The organism is Pseudalkalibacillus sp. R45 (assembly GCF_052246725.1).
GTDB lineage: Bacteria > Bacillota > Bacilli > Bacillales > Fictibacillaceae > Pseudalkalibacillus.
This window is the reverse complement of sequence record NZ_JBQQCL010000006.1, coordinates 58558-75928: the sequence shown is the minus strand read 5'-3', so window position 1 is coordinate 75928 and position 17371 is coordinate 58558. Positions and strand designations below refer to the sequence as shown.

16 protein-coding genes are annotated in these 17371 nt (G+C 40.5%); 3 read left to right on the top strand and 13 right to left on the bottom strand.

The features are described 5' to 3' along the window. Window positions 1-81: 81 nt before the first annotated feature. From ACTWQL_RS12330 to ACTWQL_RS12315, 4 genes are all read right to left on the bottom strand, one after another. Window positions 82-1221 carry a HesA/MoeB/ThiF family protein gene (locus ACTWQL_RS12330; RefSeq protein ID WP_443142743.1) on the bottom strand — a complete coding sequence of 380 codons (1140 nt, stop codon included), beginning with the start codon at window positions 1219-1221 and terminating at the stop codon, window positions 82-84. A 2-nt stretch (window positions 1222-1223) separates the two neighbouring features. Further along, a complete protein-coding gene (locus ACTWQL_RS12325) occupies window positions 1224-2054 on the bottom strand; it encodes a class I SAM-dependent methyltransferase (protein WP_443142742.1) in 831 nt (276 codons plus the stop codon). A gap of 53 nt (window positions 2055-2107) precedes the next feature. Continuing rightward, complete coding sequence (locus ACTWQL_RS12320) at window positions 2108-3424, bottom strand: MFS transporter (protein ID WP_443142741.1); 1317 nt, start codon at window positions 3422-3424, stop codon at window positions 2108-2110. Between the two features lie 301 nt (window positions 3425-3725). Continuing rightward, window positions 3726-4598, bottom strand: a complete 873-nt coding sequence (locus tag ACTWQL_RS12315) for a LysR family transcriptional regulator (protein WP_443142889.1) — start codon at window positions 4596-4598, stop codon at window positions 3726-3728. Window positions 4599-4705: 107 nt separating this feature from the next. On the opposite strand from ACTWQL_RS12315, the gene ACTWQL_RS12310 reads away from it, so the two are divergent. Next, on the top strand, window positions 4706-5830 hold the full coding sequence (locus ACTWQL_RS12310) for an AbrB family transcriptional regulator (RefSeq protein ID WP_443142740.1): 1125 nt from the start codon (window positions 4706-4708) through the stop codon (window positions 5828-5830). 294 nt (window positions 5831-6124) lie between these two features. Here ACTWQL_RS12310 and ACTWQL_RS12305 read toward each other — a convergent pair whose 3' ends face one another. The 5 genes from ACTWQL_RS12305 to ACTWQL_RS12285 all read right to left on the bottom strand — a co-directional run bounded on the left by ACTWQL_RS12305 (window position 6125) and on the right by ACTWQL_RS12285 (window position 8968). Further along, window positions 6125-6721, bottom strand: coding sequence for a class I SAM-dependent methyltransferase (locus tag ACTWQL_RS12305; RefSeq protein WP_443142739.1), 597 nt, complete (start codon window positions 6719-6721; stop codon window positions 6125-6127). A 111-nt stretch (window positions 6722-6832) separates the two neighbouring features. Next, entirely contained in the window at window positions 6833-7312 is a 480-nt protein-coding gene (locus ACTWQL_RS12300) for a DUF2231 domain-containing protein (RefSeq protein WP_443142738.1), read from the bottom strand. Between the two features lie 166 nt (window positions 7313-7478). Then, a complete protein-coding gene (locus ACTWQL_RS12295) occupies window positions 7479-7808 on the bottom strand; it encodes an ArsR/SmtB family transcription factor (RefSeq protein WP_443142737.1) in 330 nt (109 codons plus the stop codon). 1 nt (window position 7809) lies between these two features. Then, window positions 7810-8241: an SRPBCC domain-containing protein gene (locus tag ACTWQL_RS12290; protein ID WP_443142736.1), complete on the bottom strand. Its 432-nt coding sequence runs from the start codon at window positions 8239-8241 to the stop codon at window positions 7810-7812. A gap of 214 nt (window positions 8242-8455) precedes the next feature. Further along, on the bottom strand, window positions 8456-8968 hold the full coding sequence (locus tag ACTWQL_RS12285; RefSeq protein WP_443142735.1) for an RDD family protein: 513 nt from the start codon (window positions 8966-8968) through the stop codon (window positions 8456-8458). Between the two features lie 734 nt (window positions 8969-9702). Between ACTWQL_RS12285 and ACTWQL_RS12280 the strand changes: the two genes are divergently transcribed. Further along, on the top strand, window positions 9703-10572 hold the full coding sequence (locus tag ACTWQL_RS12280; protein WP_443142734.1) for a DMT family transporter: 870 nt from the start codon (window positions 9703-9705) through the stop codon (window positions 10570-10572). A 162-nt stretch (window positions 10573-10734) separates the two neighbouring features. On the opposite strand, the gene ACTWQL_RS12275 is transcribed toward ACTWQL_RS12280, so the two are convergent. Further along, window positions 10735-11544 carry a DUF899 domain-containing protein gene (locus ACTWQL_RS12275; RefSeq protein WP_443142733.1) on the bottom strand — a complete coding sequence of 270 codons (810 nt, stop codon included), beginning with the start codon at window positions 11542-11544 and terminating at the stop codon, window positions 10735-10737. Between the two features lie 458 nt (window positions 11545-12002). Between ACTWQL_RS12275 and ACTWQL_RS12270 the strand changes: the two genes are divergently transcribed. Beyond that, window positions 12003-12671 carry a Type 1 glutamine amidotransferase-like domain-containing protein gene (locus ACTWQL_RS12270; RefSeq protein ID WP_443142888.1) on the top strand — a complete coding sequence of 223 codons (669 nt, stop codon included), beginning with the start codon at window positions 12003-12005 and terminating at the stop codon, window positions 12669-12671. 329 nt (window positions 12672-13000) lie between these two features. Here ACTWQL_RS12270 and ppsA read toward each other — a convergent pair whose 3' ends face one another. The 3 genes from ppsA to ACTWQL_RS12255 form a co-directional block, all read right to left on the bottom strand. Next, the gene (gene ppsA / locus ACTWQL_RS12265; protein WP_443142732.1) at window positions 13001-15604 is read right to left on the bottom strand and encodes a phosphoenolpyruvate synthase; all 2604 of its coding nucleotides are present in this window, start codon (window positions 15602-15604) and stop codon (window positions 13001-13003) included. Window positions 15605-15869: 265 nt separating this feature from the next. After that, a complete protein-coding gene (gene lysS, locus ACTWQL_RS12260; protein WP_443142731.1) occupies window positions 15870-17144 on the bottom strand; it encodes a lysine--tRNA ligase in 1275 nt (424 codons plus the stop codon). Then, window positions 17141-17341: a hypothetical protein gene (locus tag ACTWQL_RS12255; protein WP_443142730.1), complete on the bottom strand. Its 201-nt coding sequence runs from the start codon at window positions 17339-17341 to the stop codon at window positions 17141-17143. The genes lysS and ACTWQL_RS12255 overlap by 4 nt, the downstream gene beginning before the upstream one ends. Between the last annotated feature and the right edge of the window lie 30 nt (window positions 17342-17371).

Sequence of the window (17371 nt, the reverse complement as noted above, 5' to 3'; positions counted from 1 at the left end):
CGTCCTTTGAAAAGAACGACTCTGACGAGGTACATTTAGTTAAGAGCGTTCTTGATGTTGATCGGCTTTTTCTTAACTGGCTTAGCTTTCATTATGTATCACCTCCTTTGAAAAACATTTACATTTCTTATCAGCTTTAAGAGGTTCTTTCAAAAATTCAAAATTCAGCGTATTGATCGACACTATGGTGTTAAGCGTATTGGGTTGAAAGATCTGGGTTAAATACCTGATGACTTCGAGGGTTGTAATTGAAGAAACGATATTACAAATTGGTCCGATTGAAGGTGGTTGCAATGCAGAATCGAAATTGTTGACCTTTTCTATCACATCGGATGGTAGATTCTGAGCTAATCTTTCTTGTTCTTCTGTTCCGCATTCTAAACAATATGTTTCGCCTGGTACGATGAGGGGACCGACAATACCGAAATCCCCGCTATATCCTGTGAAAATAAATGGTATTCCTTTTTCAATACATGCTTCATTAACCATGAAAGGCATTTTCCCCCTCGGGGTATCCGCCGAAACGATGACGATATCAGAATCGTCTATGACTTGTTTGATTTCATCGACACTTTTCATTTCTTGGGTCAATGCCTCTATTTCTACTTGACTATTAATCGTATTCAATTTTTTTTTCGCAATTTCAACTTTTAATTCACCAACATCGTTTTCTGAATATAAAGTCTGCCGGTTCAAATTACTGAGTTCTATCCGGTCTCCATCAATAAGACGTAACTTCCGGATCCCTGATCGGACAAGTAGATCTGCAACAGGCGCACCCACTCCTCCGACACCTAATAATGTGACCTTTGCGTCCAATAACCTATTTAATTGATCCAGCTCTTGTGCCGTATTCTCATTGAAAATGGAAAAGTAACTTAGTTGCCGGCTGAATCGATTTACATTCAGTTTGGTCAGCGATTCCCTATGGTCTTGCACCTCATAGACAATATGGCTTGAGATAAGAATATCCAATACTTCTAAACAATCGTCTTTGGATATTCCATGAAGAAAAGCCATTTCATTAATTAAGGAGTCTAGTGTTATATTTTTTTTAAGTAAATTGACAAAGTCTATGATTACGTCTGGGTCTCCATCGATTTTAACCTCTTCATCCCCTCTTATTAGTAAATTTACTGAACTCGGGGCGACTTTGGAAATAAAGGTCGATCGCTTCAAGAGGTACCTCTTTTCAAGTTGAGAGCCTACATCATTGGACATGATTACCACCACACGTTCTCAGGCAATTTTCGATAAATCAAAATACAGAAACCCAAATATTTTCTGTTTTCAAATAACACCTCATAAAGTTCCAACCATCTGTTTTTAACAGCCTCTTTTATATCTTGTGGCAATTCGAAGCTTTCGACTTCATTCGTCACATAATGAGTAATATCCATATTGTCAGGGTGCGAGAGGTCACCTGTTTCGAAGAACATTTGCTGCAGATTGTCCTGAGATTCAAACCAATTTACCCAGTCATTCACAGAAAACGCTTTCATATTTGTGTTCAACGTTTCATTTACCTTTTCAAGGATTCCGTCTTCAGGGGATTCTTTATAGAAAAATTCGATTTCCGCTATGTATCCCCAGTCCCTTACTACACGAGAATATTCCTTGATTGCTGATTGTGGATCATCCATGAAAGCCGTTGATCCACCGCAGATCACCATGTCGAACAATTCATTCGGCAAGTTAAGATTAGTCGCATCCCCCTGGGTAAAAATACTCCTTCCAGGATAAGCCACATTTTGATTTGAAGCGTATTCTTTAGCTGCCTCGATCATATGTCCACTAAGATCGACTCCAACGACTGTACTCCCTGTCAGCCGGGCAATTTCATTAGTTACATATCCCGTATTACAACCAGCATCCAAAACTAGTGCGCCTTTAGTGAGGTTACAAAAATCCAATACCTTTTTAATGGAGTCGAAACCTCCAGGAGGTATATTAGGTTGGTTCAGAAACGAAAAAAACTCAACATACGACATGTTTTTAATTTCCTCGATCGTTGGAAAATCCCTGGAAAGCACTTCGGTTGTTCTTTGCCTCATCTCTATCACCCTTCATTTTTTCAAAAATGAAAATATTTTAATTATTTATCAAATTACCAAGATTTTTTAGAATATTCAACCATTTTTGTTCCTTTTTGTAATTTTCCATCTTTGGGCCTAATTAAGTAATTTAATATAATAATAGTTGCAAGGATATAAAAGCCTAATGCAACCAGGAACGAATGTTGAACACTGAAGAAATCCGCAATATTACTTAGAATCATGATGGAAAGTCCATGAATGAGGCTGTCCATGACATTATAGACAGAGAATATTTCAACCCGTTTACTCGTGCTTCCTACACCCTCGTTTTGCATGATGGAAACCTGTGAAACTTCTTTTAGGTTCGCAGGAATGCCAAAAATCAAAAAGAGTGTTGCTGCTAAGAAAAACGTATGATTAATCGTAAATAACACCGTTACCGCACAAAATACGATTCCTGAAGCGAACATCAAGGAGACTAAATGTTTTTTTACAAACTTATTAACCCTCAACACGATAAATCCACCAATAGTCGCACCTACCATATAGGTCGCAACTAAATATCCCCACCATGTTTCATTTTTTTCCAGCACTTCAATAACATAAGCTAAAAGGATTGTTCCAGTCCAAATTCCCCCACCAAGCAGAAAAAAGAATTCTGAGGTGAAAACCATCCTCAGTGTTTTATTTTTGAAGATATTAGTCAACGGAGTAAAGATATCCGATATTTTTTTCAACTTTACCGGGTCCTCACCGTCTGGATTATTTTCTTTGTTTAAGATATTACTATTAATAATGCTGAATGAGATCACTGAACACAATATTAAAAAAATGACGATAACCATTACCTTGACTTCCCCGATCCAACTTACTAAGGCTCCACCAATCCCCCAACCAATCAGATTGACCAGGTTCCTGACTACTGCTAAAATGCTGTTTCCTTTCACCTCATTTTTTTCAATCAGGGGTATGATCGGAAAATTTAAAGCTGCATTAACCCCTCGGAAAATAGGAATCAAAAATACTAGACAATAATAAAAAACAAGTGAATCAGTCAAGAAAATCAAGTTCAACAAAAATAAGAGTGTCAGAACCAGGATTATGATTGTACTGATCAAATAAAGTGCTTTGATATTAGGGTATAAAAGGATAACTTTATTGGTTAATAGACTCCCTAAACTGTATGCAATCATGGCTAACACAATCGGGATCGATGCCAAAGTTAAAGAATCAGTCAAGAAATAAATGAAAGTTGTAGATACGACTATGTAAAGAACATCAGCAATTGTTGAAAAGAAATAAGCAACGATGAATTTCTTATAATCACGGGACATTTTTTCATGCTCCTTTTCTTGAAGTACGACTTCACTTAACATATTTTCATTCATACATGAGGTATCTTCTTTAAAAGGTGCTATATCCCTTTTTTGGAACAAAAACCATAAAACAGGATAATAACCGGATGTACATTTTATTGAGTAGTCATTTTATCCTATTCGCCTAGGAAGTAACAACTATTAAATAAACCAGTAAGATCGACATAATAAAGAGCCCTGCTTGAGACAGGGCTAAACCCGATTATATGCGGGAGTCCATTTTAATATCGACATAATTGAAGGGTTGTTATTAAGCCGAAATGGAGCATAATGTTATAAACTTCTTGAATCATAAAATTTAGAATTGTGTTTTTTACCGGGCATCATTCATATCAATGCCTTTTATAAAGTTTACAAATTCGCGGACCATGTTCAATCTCAAGGTTTCCTTGTGGTATAACATCCACGTTTTCCTCAATAGAGGCTTATCCTCTTTTGTTTTCAGGTCGATTGTAAATAATCCTTCTGTATCCCTTAAGATCATACTCGGAATGATGGCATAACCTAAGCCATTAAGAATCATCTCTTTACAGGTATCGACTTTATCCACTTCTATATTGATCAATGGTGGATGAGAATAATTTTCAGACCACCAGTTATCGATGACACTCTTCAAGGAATACTCAGCACGATAATCAACTCTAGGCAAGTTAGGGAGATCCTTCAAATCGATCGGTTCCCTGGAAACGATGCAAAGTGTTTCTTCGAATAACAAATGCTTTTCGTCGACCCAATTGAAATTACCCTTCACCAGTGCAAGGTGGATCTCCTTTTTCGGCAACAGCGGGGCGATCTCGCTGCTCCATCCTGACGTGACCTTGTATTCAATGTCTGGAAACCGGTCTTTGAACTCCTTCAAGAGAGCGGGTAATTGATAATGGGAAAAATAATTCGATACGCCCAAACGCAAGGTTCCTGACACACGATCCTCCATGTCGTGGACATGTTCCTTAATCTTTTGGATTGCCAACAACATCTCATCCGCACATTTCGCAAGGTACTCCCCTTGTGATGTGAACTGGATGCCGCGTCTTCCTCTGTTGACAATCGTGACACCGAATTCTTTTTCAATCTGTTTCAGCCGGTTGGTCAGAGCGGGTTGTGAAATATAAACCCTTTTCGCTGCTTTCGTAATGTTTTTCTCCTCGAATAGTACCTGCAGAATCAGCCAATCACGTGTCTCCATCATCATCACTCCCTGACATAACGAAAACTTATCGATATCCATGCGATACCAATATTTTATTTATATCATCCAGTATACTATACTTTTACATAGAGGGAGAGAAATGTATGACAAACATGAATAACGAATTCTTACGTAACGTCGTTTTCATTCTATTGAGCAGTATCGGTGGATTCCTGCTCTCGCTGACCGGGATGTCGATCGGCTGGATGATCGGAACCTTGATTGTTTCGGCGATGCTTTCGTATCGGACACCGGCCTTCCTGCAGATGGATAAGAAAGGGATTGCAAAATATTGGCTATGCATCGGACAATGCCTTTTAGGGATCGAGTTAGGGCAAAAGATCAACCTTTCCGTCCTCAATATACTGGCAAATAATACGTTCACGATCATCTTCATGTTGCTCATGTCGATGGTTTTTTCAATTCTTTCAGGCTATATCCTTTGGAAATACAGCAAGACGGACATCCTGACAAGCTTTTATGGTACTGCCCCTGGCGGATTGATTGTCATGCCCACCATCGCCGGAGAAGCAGGAGCCAATACCGCAGTTGTGAGCATCATTCAGACAATACGTGTTTTCCTCGTGATCTTGATGATTCCCATGATTGTTTCTTATCTATTGGTTTCCCCGCACACCGCAGCAGGGAATGCCTCTGTGATGATGGTGACAGCTGATTTCCAATTCACACATCTTTTATGGACGTTTGTACTCGCATTTGCAGCGTGGGGAGGAGCTTTGTTAGGAAAAAGGGTGAAGCTCCCGGCTCCATGGACGATCGGAAGCATGCTCTGTGTCACACTCTTCCAAACAGGCGGATCTTCAATTGCAGGGCATGACCTCATTGCCTGGTGGCCCTCTACGATCATGGTCCTCACACAAATCTTGATCGCTTCAAGCATCGGCGCGATCTTCCATAAGAAGATGCTGATCGGGGTGGGGAAAATCATCAATCTTGCTTCAATATGTACGGTAGTCTTCATCCTTGCCATGTTCGGATGTTCGTTTCTGGTATCAAAGCTTACAGAAATCTCTTTCGTGACTGCCACCTTAGCTTTTGCACCAGGAGGGATTGCAGAGATGGCAACCACATCGATTCTGTTGAATGGAGATTCGACCTTCGTCGTTGCAGTGCAGGTTCTGAGGATCATCGTCGTCCTTATCCTTCTGCCGCCTTTTTTCAAACTCATCGAACATCACGAAAAGAAAAAGGTTGGATTATCCGGTTGAAGAGCTAATCAGGTTTCAAACAAATTCTATGTAATTTCGCACATAGAACAAATAAAATGAGCTTTAACAGAAAAAACACACCACTGTAATCGTATGAGAATACGTTTATAGGTGGTGTTCTTCTTATCTACTAAATTTTGCAGATAAGAAATAGTATTACTCATACGGTGCATGAAATTCTCTAATAGCAATTCAAGGCCGGAACAAGAACAAAAACCTGCAAAGGGACCATTGCAGGCAGATTCAGGATATGGATTGGTTAGTTGTGTGTACTTAGAAACCAAAAATAAGAATTCACTTTATACTACTGGATATGAACATGGAGGCATCCTGATTCATAAAAATACGATTTCCATGATAGAATGTCTTCATTTCAATTGATTTGAATCCAACTTCGGATAAACTTTTTTTCAGTTCTTCATGCGAAAAACCGTTATGGACTTTCGGATGATTTATTTTATCGTTTTTGTCAAAATCAATAATAATCAGCTTGCCACTATCATTTAAAATGTTGAACAATTCTTGTAAAATTTTTTTAGTGTCCGGAATATGAAGAAGGACGAGTGACATTAAAACGATGTCTGCCTTAAGTTCAGGAGTTTCTTGAGTGAAATCTGAATAAAGTACTTCTGAGTTGGTAATTCCTTTGTGAGAAATTTTAGCCTTCGCAACCTCCAACATTTGTTTTGATGAATCGACCAACAAAATGGAATCTACTAAATCTGATAATTCTAAACTAACCAGACCAGTACCACTCCCATAGTCTATTAAGGATTTTGGTTTACTATTTCGTAATTCTGGTCTTACTTCCTTAACGATCACTTTAGCTAATTCAATTCTTTCTTCTGTATCATATCTTTTTGCCATCTGTTCAAAAACGTTATTTTCCATATTCACTCCCCGATTTATTAAAAATTAAAGGTACATTAGAGGTCATTAGTCTTCATATCCTCCACCATTTTAAACATTTCTAAATTCGCCTTGGGATTTTATTCAAGTTATCTAATCATTCTCATATTCAAATTTAAGATCGTCAATTTGGAGACTAGGAAGCTGCTGGTCGTTGTACACAATTTGTCCACCAAGATGTCCAGTGAAAGATATAAGTCCTGCACCAATAAGTGAGAGCACTATTACAAGTATGCGAATACTCTTTTTATCTCTTAAAGTTAACTTAATTAAAACAATACTACTAAAAACAATTAAAGTGGTTACACCAAGTGTTTCATGTATCTCGATTATGTCTTTAACGTCATCCCCAAAATAGTCTTCTGCATAATCCTCATCTAACTTCCCTGTTAAATATGTGGGAATCCCGCTAACTACTCCCCCTAGAAATAGGTAGGTTGCCATTTTGTCATAAAAAGCAGGCTTCCATATTACAATAATTTGGATCAATACACCAAATAAAAATAATGCAATCGGAAAATGTACAAGAAGCGGATGAATAGGAAAAGTAATGATAATGTTCTCCTCCTTCACAACTTATTAGAATTATTATATTCTAATTTCAAAGAAGGAAGTATATCGTTTTTCTGAATAAGTAATTAACTTAAAAGCAAAAAGATTCCTCCGTTCAAGGAAATCTTTTTGACTTTATTAAACAGATTGACCAAAACTTGTCTTTCATCGGTTATTTAACTTTCATTTATTCATCTTCTGCTATGCGCTTAATCCAATCTAACTTTCTATCCCAATCCGTAGCTAGATTTGCCATCCACTCTGCTGTTGAAGATAGTTGATGTGGACACACCTTATATCTTACTTCCCGCCCGACACGGTCGCTGGATACAAGCCTGGCATCTTTTAAGATTGTTAGATGTTTAACAACTGCCTGACGAGATACAGTCACCGTAGTTGCTAATGTTGTTGCTGTAGCTTGTCCTCTTAAAGCGATCAGGTCAAGTAACTCTCGACGTGTGGGGTCTGCTAAGGCGATCAAGACATTTTCAAAATTACTACTGTCTGTGGTTTCCAATTTATTCCTCAGCACGCTTCCGCAGTACTTCCATTTGCATCTCCCAGCCATGGACATTTCCATTAAAGAACTTTATTCGCTCTTGTTCGGATATTGCAAGGTGTGAAAAGCCACTTTCAACTACTCTAAGTAAAGTTCCCCCATCTTTTGAAGTCAAGTTGAACTCAACTAGCGTAGAGTTTTCTCCTTTTGGTTCCTCTCCTGGAAATGAACTTGCCCACCTACATGCAAGGTAGTTTGGCGGTTCTGATTGTTCAATCAACACTGGGAATTGTCCGTACTTCGTGTCCGCCACCACACGTGGGCCATCTACCTGAACCTTGTCCGGACCAGGTGCATCACCAACCCACCATGCCGGTTGGCTTATTAACTCCCATACCGTTTGGATAGGTGCATTAATAAAAATTTCTCTTTTAATTTGATCATTATCCATTACTACCCCTCCTTTTCACAAGTGCAACCAAAGTGTAGCACATATTGACATTTTAGTGCAACCATATAGTTGCACATTTAGGATGAAATTTTCGCAAAAAAGTATTTATTCCTTTCTATAATGACGCTTTCCTTACTCTGCTAAAGCCCTCCAATTGTGGAGGATCCGACTATTTTATTAAAGGCGGTTGAGCATGCTTACGCTTTAATATAGATCAGCGAACTACTTCCGTACCAGCTAACCAGTCATAAACATTTTTCCTTCTTTTATTAGTGAGAGGGATTATTAGATATATTAATAGTGCAAGATTGACAGCATTTAAGATCACATAAACAGAAATCTCAGAAAAGTCAGATGGTAGCATTAGGTGCCATATCCCAAAGTGCGCAACCTCCCAAGGGAGAAACTTGATAGCTGTTCGAGAAACTGAGCGACCGATTCCGATCCGCTGACCGACACCATCAATAACACGGATGCCCATTTTTCTCTTCCCCAATGTTCCTTGCCAACTAGAACATTCGCATAAAATAAAATAAAGCGAAACCGGTAACGTCATCATAAAAAAACCTGTCAGTTCTGCTGTTAATGGGGAATTTGAAAATAAGGTGTTAATAGATGATCGAAAGATGAAAGAAATAGTACCTACAATAAAAATACTGTATATTACGATAACGAGATAATCTAATAAGAAAGCATAAATACGGATTTTATATGACGCATGAGACATAGCGATCGACTCCCTCTATTTCTGTTTCATTATCTCCTATAAACCACTCTTTTCTAATGATATTTCTATTAATATCTAAAACTTGATTCCATATAATGACCCTAAAATGAAAAATAAGGGCTTATCACCTAGTATCCATTTAACCGGAAGACTAATTGTTGAGCAGTTGGATTCCGCCCCAGCTGCTTACATCGCATTGGCTATATTCGTTATCCTACCCACAGCCGCCACAGTACTGTCAATTCAAGACCGATTGTATGAACTGTTGTTTGTTTCCATATGAACATTACCAATACCGCTACTTGAGCTTATTCACTTAGCCTTTTATATGAGAATCCTATCTAGATAACTGCCCTCTTGATCAATACCAATTATTTCAAATCACCATATCTAACTCAATAGCTATTTTGATTATAAGCCACCGATTGTTGAAAACTCGAAATTAAGATAACTTTGAGGCTGACAGTAATAGTTGTTTTTATCTCTCTCCACTGACCGTAAAGTTTCATATGTGCTTTTAGAGGATACCGTCTTTTCATATTGCATGCGAGCTGATTTAGGTTTAGGTATGAGAAATTAAAGGAATTACCATTTACACCTTTTAAAAAAACATATGTTTGATTAGGAACGTAACGAGGATTGTTTGGTCCTTGAATTTACATTATTCAGGCCACGTTAGGTTTCTAATAGCGTGATCAAAATTCGTACCATTACTTATCTTTAGGAGGCACACGATGAGATTTGCAGGTGTAGGCTTAGTTATGCTAGCCGCTATATGCTGGGGCATTAGTGGGGGAATTGCCGATATTTTAATGAACAAGGGCTGGGATCCTATTGTGATTTCCCTTTACCGAGGTGCTGTTGGTTTTATATGTTTTTTCGCGTGGTTTCTCTTTCGCTTCAGACAAAATTGGATCTTCTCTCCTCGTTTATACATATGGTCCCTATTGGCGGGTGTTGGTGTTGCTGGGAATTTCACTTTTTATTTTCTCAGTATCCAAGCCTCAAGCATTGCTGTTGCCGCTACTTTAATGTACACCGCACCTGTGTTCGTCCTTTTAATCTCCTTTTTATTACGAATAGAACGTTCGACCTGGTTTAAATGGGGATGCATTTCCGGTGTGCTTATGGGGATTATCCTGCTCACGGGTGCCTACAACACCGATTCGATTTCAGTGAGTTTTCTAGGGGCGGCAGCGGGACTTGCTGCTGGCCTTTCCTATGCATTGTTTATATTCGGGTTTAAAAATGCTTCTTCAATCGGAAAGCCTCAGACCATCTTAACCATCGCCTTTTTTTCATTTTGTCTCATCCTTTTTCTTTTTACGGACAATGATGAAGCAGCTAGTGTGGTGACGTCAAGCTACATAGGATGGTTTCTTCTATTAGGGATAGTGGGGGCTGGAATTTCATTTATAGTTTATGTGATTGGCATTCGGTGGACTACCCCGACAACAGCTTCGATGGTCGCTATGGTAGAGCCGGTGACAGCTTCATTATTTGGCGTTCTGCTAATCGGAGATCATTTGACCAGCATTCAACTTCTTGGAATGGTACTCATCCTGGTTACGATCACCATACTTAGTGTGAAGCAGTCTGACTGAGAACGTTTATTTCCAGTAAACGAATTAATTTAAAAGGGCAATCCACGTTACAGAAATTCCCCCTTTAACAGAACAACGGAGGCAATTCAATTCACTTGAATTGCTCCCGTTTCTTAAACATCTGTCACATAATATTTATACATAAGTGAACGACATTGATTACTAATCGCTCTTATTTGAGTGACAACAAGAATCCGATGCACAAGAGTGTACATATTCGTCATGACGACGAAGCCATGTCTTGCCGTTGCCGTCACTACGTCCAGGTGGCTGTTCCCAGTCCTCTTGCCTGCCAAGAGCTGTTAAATCGAGGTAGTTGAAGGTGTTAATTATTAGGTCAGTTCCGCGGGCGTAAGTCGTATACGTGTGAAAAATTCTTTCACCGTCACGAAGAAAAGTACTAACGCCAGGCACTTCCATTGACTTACCGGATTCAAGGGGTACGCCTTTCTGAACAAGTTCATCCCTGGTCAAGTAATTGTATTCAATCGGAGCGACGGATTCGTCCAATGTAACATGAAAGTCATAGTTGAAATCGCTATCGTAGGATGAGTACCAGGGAAGGTTCCAACCCATGCGTTCCTTGTAGCGTTCGAGCTTGGGAAGTGGAGCACGGGATATTAGAGCTAGTGACGTATTGCGTGCATGCAGGTGAGAGAGATGGCCGATGTTGTCCGCAGCGAACGAGCAAGCAGGACAACCCGCTTCCCAATCAGGGTCGAACATAAAGTGATGCACGATAAGTTGAGGACGACCTTCAAACAGATCAAGCAAACTGGTCTTACCTTGCGGGCCATCTAAGACATAGTTCTTATCAATCTCCACCATTGGGAGTCGGCGACGTTCAGCATTCAGCGTATCCCGCGCCTTAGTGAATTCCTTCTCTTTGGCCAGTAATTCCTTACGCGCTACAAGCCATTCGTCTCGCGACACGACATTCGGTAGTTGCAGATGATTTTTCGTTTTTTTCATAGCTTCTTCCCCTTCTTTTATTTTCCTAAGCTTATACAACACGATGGCTACTCGATTTCTTCTCGATTGCTAAAAACAATTCCTTTATTTTTTTGGCATTATTTATTCAATAAATGGCCCTTTATATGGAAAACGGACACTTCTTATTCCAGAAGTGCCCCCCTTTCTTGAAGACTTGAATTAAAGATCAGATAGATTGTTATTTTTCGTAAATAAACAAAAAACATCTCCAGATTCATATGGACGAAACATGATAAAATGAATAGGAGATATTTAACAATCGAAGAAGTGATTTCTTTTCCCGACCTTTCAGGATATGGAAGTTAGTGAATCAATAGATGAAATGCGTAATAATCTTAAAGATCTACGTGAAAAAGAACTGAACTTCGGACCCTAAGGAGGAAAAACATATGTCGCATAATTATTTGGAGGATTCCAAGTCCTCGGAGACGTTTGGAATGAAACTTCTGCTAACTTCCGCGGGCGTCAATAACTCGACTATCCACAACGAGCTGGTTGACATGCTGGGCAAGCCGATCGCCGACTCCAACGCTCTGTGCATCCCTACCGCTATGTACGGACACCCCTGGGTCGGTCCTGGCGTCAAAGCCTGGCAGTTCATCAGCGGGAATTCCGAGAATCCCATGGTCGACCTGGACTGGAAGTCTGTCGGCGTTCTAGAGCTCACAGCGCTGCCAAGCATCGACGAAGACCGTTGGGTGCCTCTTGTCCGGGAGACGGACGTCCTGCTGGTGTCGGGAGGCGACGCCCTCTACCTGTACCACTGGATGCGGCAATCCGGGCTGGCAGAACTCTTGCCATCACTGGATGCAGTCTATGTCGGAATGAGCGCTGGGAGCATGGTGATGGCCCCGAATATCGGTGAAGAATTCGTAGGCTGGCGTCCGCCTACAGGGGGAGATAAAACACTGGGTCTGGTGGATTTTGCGTTGTTTCCTCACCTGGATCACGAGATGTTACCAAACAATACCTTGGCCAATGCAGAAAAGTGGGCTGCCGGCGTCTCAGTACCAGGGTACGCGATTGACGATCAGACGGCCATCAAAGTGACCGATGGGGCCGTTGAAGTTGTTTCAGAGGGGCAATGGAAGCTGTTCACCCCTTAACACCGAGATGGTCAGCCCATTAGCTCGCGATTTTTTGGTTGCAATGAAAAAAGCCTGATTTCTTCACTTAAATTGAGAAATCAGGCTTTTTAATATTGCTGTAAATCCGCATTTTCCTGACATTCCCCCTTTTTGCTGTATTATCTCGAAACTGAGTCTTCAAGAATCCTGCCCTTTCTTATAATAAGGTCCGCCAGTCAAAAGTTATTCTGTCATTCGTAATACATTGCCTAATTAAATGTTTGTAAGACCTTGATATTAACGCAAAATGTCCTGTGTCAAATCACAGGACATTTTAGTGGCATTTAAAACTGTAAGATATTCAGCAATTATAATATTTCGATATACCCTTCTGTTCCATGCACGCGGATTCGTTGTCCATCTTTTATCTCTTTGGTGGCATTTTCCACTCCGACAACTGCTGGCAAGCCATATTCCCGTGCGATAACCGTTCCGTGGGTCATCAGTCCACCGACTTCGGTGACCAGGCCTTTAATGGATACGAACAATGGTGTCCAACTCGGATCAGTGAAGGAGGTGACCAATATATCGCCATTTTCCAGATCTGCATCTCCCATGTCCAAGATGACACGAGCCCGCCCCTCTATGACTCCGGTGGAAGCAGGAATTCCCACAATCGCTTCGGCTGGGAGATTTTCTCGTTTGAACTTTCCATTCATGATTTCACCATCAGAAGTGATGATACGTGGCGGAGTCAATTTTTCATATACTTTGTATTCGTCCTTCCTGTTGCTGATGATCTGGTCATCCATTTGATTTGTGCGTACGACCTCGCGCAGTTCCTCAAGAGTGAGGTAATAAATATCTTCTTTTTCATGAATGACACCCGCCTGGACGAGTTGTTCGGCTTCTTTCATCAAAGCTTGCTTATAAATGAAGTAGTGATTCACCATGATGTATTTTGGATATTCCCTATACCCGCTGAAATTCCGGATCAGGTCGATCCTACGTTTTGTTTCTATGGCTTTTTGTTCCCCATCCGGTAATTGCTTCAATCGCTCCAATAATTCTTGTTCCTTTTTCAAAGCTTCTTTACGCCCTTGCTCAAATTTCCGCTTGCTAGCATCAGGCTCAAAGTTCTTGATATTACTGAGTATCATTGGGACAAGCGTGATCGGTTTTTCGCTCCAGCGGGTTTTCGTAATATCGATTTCTCCGACACATCGCATTCCGTATTTATTAAGATAAGCATGGATCGCATCCTTGGTTTCCTGTCCTCCATCAAACTTGACCAATCCATCCAAAAAGTCATCCTCTTTTACTTGTTGCAGATAAGAGACCACTTCTGGATATGGTCGGATCACATCGGCGAGATCCAATAACGCCAACCCCATTTCCGAAGTGATGTTGTTCGGCACAGATTGAGAAAGCGTGTCTGCTACGTTTTTTTCACCCAACCACTCGTTCATTTTTTCATTGATCCATGATGAAGCGTTAATACCAACCATAATCATGCCCAAACTTTGAGGATCGAATAAAACCTTCTTCAGTAGCTGGATATCTTCCAGTATAAAGTCAAATAAATCCGGTCCTGATTTCACCTGGATGTCATGCTTCACCTCTTCGATCGATGTTTGGCTGCGTTTGATCAATTCAGAAACGAGTGCCGGATCGTCATCGATTTGTGTTTGAAATCCAGCAGAGGGCGTACCTTTATTGCTGTTATCTTTTTTATCATCTGGTGACGTTTTAATAAAATCGCCCCGCTCTAGGATGGTCATGAGTGCGTCTTTAATGAGTGGATCGGATTGTCCCAGGTGATTCAATATCATCCCTCTGCGTTCTGGTGAAGTCAGATTAGGTGTAACATCCACAAACAACCTTCCGCCCGCTTTACGCATTGGCGCATAAGTCGTTAACAGCCAAAAAGACAATCCCAATGGTTTTATGGGGTAAGTCATCATCTGCTGATGCCCGACAGATACATAGACGTGATTTTCTTGATCATTCGCTTCAGGGATGGGGTATAAGGTGGTGATTGGTCGGCTCTGGAGGATATGAAATGTATCATCGACGATACACCATTCGATATCTTGTGGACAACCATAATGAGATTCGATTTGTCTTCCTATGTGTGCTAGTTGTAAAATCTGTTGATCAGTAAGTGTTTGTGCCTTTTGCTGATCAGGATCGACCTGTTTTGTCTCTGTCCCGCCTTCCTTTTGTCCGTAAATAGCCAATTCCTTGGTTGCGATCCTCTTATCGACGATTTCCCCTTCTTGTACTTTATAACAGTCCGCAGAGACCAGGCCGGAGACCAGTGCTTCCCCAAGCCCGAAACTGGCATCGATCGATAGCAACTTTCGGTTTGAAGTAATAGGATCAGCGGTGAATAAAATCCCGGAAGCTTGCGGGAAAACCATCCTTTGAATGATAACGGATAAATAAACTTGGCTGTGGTCAAAACCATTTTGCATGCGGTAAATCACGGCACGATCTGTAAATAAGGAAGCCCAACATTTTCGGATATGCTGCAAGATCGCTTCTTTGCCGATGATGTTTAAATACGTATCTTGTTGACCAGCAAAAGAGGCATGTGGCAAGTCTTCAGCTGTCGCACTAGAACGCACTGCATACGCATGTTCTTCTCCATACTGGAAGAGATAGTGTGTAACTGCTTCCACGACATCGGAAGGCATTTCTACTTCCATGATAAGTTGTCGGATCTTCCCGCTGATTTCACCAATTTGGCCGCGATCATCTGATTTCAGCATAGTCAGTCGAGCCAACAACACATGATATGTTTCGTTTTGGCCGATGGCTTTTCGAAACCCTTCAGTAGTAACACAAAATCCTTCTGGAACTTGGATTCCTTCCATCCTTGATAATTCTCCTAAATTCAATCCTTTACCGCCAACAAGTGAAAGCTGAGTCTTCTCCATTTCTTGAAAACCGAGAACCGGACAACTCATTCCACATCACTCCCAATTATTAATATTCTTTAGATTTTAGCAGGATAAAACCGTAAGAAACAGTCTATTTTTACCATTTTCTATATGTTATAATTAAACTGGGAAGAGAGTCAGATTATCGAATGATAAACATTTTTCAACTGATTCATTTGCCAGGGAAACATTATGAATCCCACACCTAATAGGCTTAGAGGAAACCCTCCAAGCCTATTTTTTATTCAATACGAACATCATCCCGACTAAACATCCAGTGAATTTTCATCGATTACATTTTTTTAGTTAGCGGAAACAATACACAGTCTTTAATCGTCTCACAGTCAGTTAACACCATCAACAGACGTTCGATTCCAAACCCCCAACCTGAAATCGGCGGCATCCCATATTCCATAGCTGTCAGGTAATCTTCATCCATCTCCATAGCTTCCAAGTCCCCCTCATTCTTAAGAACTGCCTGGGCTTCTAATCGCCTTCTTTGCTCAAGTGGGTCGACCAGCTCTGAATAAGCATTTATGATTTCAGCTCCATTCACCACTAATTGGAACCGATCCGCACTCGCAGAATCATGGTCATTCGCTCTAGCTAGTGGAGATAAATCAATAGGGTGCTGCACTAGAAAAGTCGGTCTTACAAGATGAGGACGACACATTTTCTTGTAGAGCAGATCAATGAAATTGCCCCTCCCTAAAGATTCGATATCACTATCAGCGTAATCTAAATCAATATTCCTTCTCTTCGTTTCTTCATACAAATCCTCAACATCTGGATACAGGTCCATATCAATCCCTGTGTCCTTTACTATCAAATCTCTGAAGGAGACAACATCCCATTCCTTTGAAAAATCAATCGTTTGTCCTTTTATGGTAATGGTAGTTGTAGTAAATGCTTGATCAAGAATGAAGAGAACCATATCACGCATTAATTTCATTGAATCCTCATAGTTCCAATACGCTGCGTATCCCTCTACCATGGTAAATTCCTGAAGATGTTGAGGGCTGATCCCTTCATTCCTGAAACACTTTGCAAATTCAAAGACTTTCGTAAAACCACCTGCAATCAATCTCTTCAAGTAGGTTTCCGGTGCTATTCGTAAATTCAATTCCATATCTAAGGCGTTATGGAAAGTCCTGAATGGCTTAGCTAATGCACCCGAGGATGTATGCTGTAATACTGGCGTTTCCACTTCCAAGAAATCTTGGTCCTCAAGGAACCTCCGAATCGCACGCACCATTTTAGTCTTCATCAGCAAACGGCGTTGTGTATCTTTCGTCATTAATAAATCCAAGTAACGCTGTCTGTATCGAAGTTCAACATCACTCACCCCGTGCCATTTTTCCGGAAGAGTCCGTAATGCCTTCCCGAGAAATACATAGCTCTCGATTCGTAGCGTTTTCTCATTCGTTTTGGTCGTATACATTCGACCTTCTACTCCTATAAAATCACCAATATCTATAACCTCAAAAAATTGTTCAAAGAGGTCTACGTCTATTTCCTCTTTTGTTAAAATAAGTTGCAGACGTCCCTTAATGTTTGAAAGCGTCACGTCATAAAAGCAAATTTACTGAACTTCCTAATCCCCATTATTCGTCCAGCGACTCTGACACCTGAAGTTCCATCTTCAAGTTGGCCGGCTTCAGACAAATCAAAGTTGATTGTGAATTTTTCAGGATATGGTGCAACCCCATGGGACCTTAAAGTCTCTAACTTTTCCATTCTTTGCGTTCTTTGCTCATTGCTCATTCTTTTTCCCTCCAATTATTAAAATCAAAA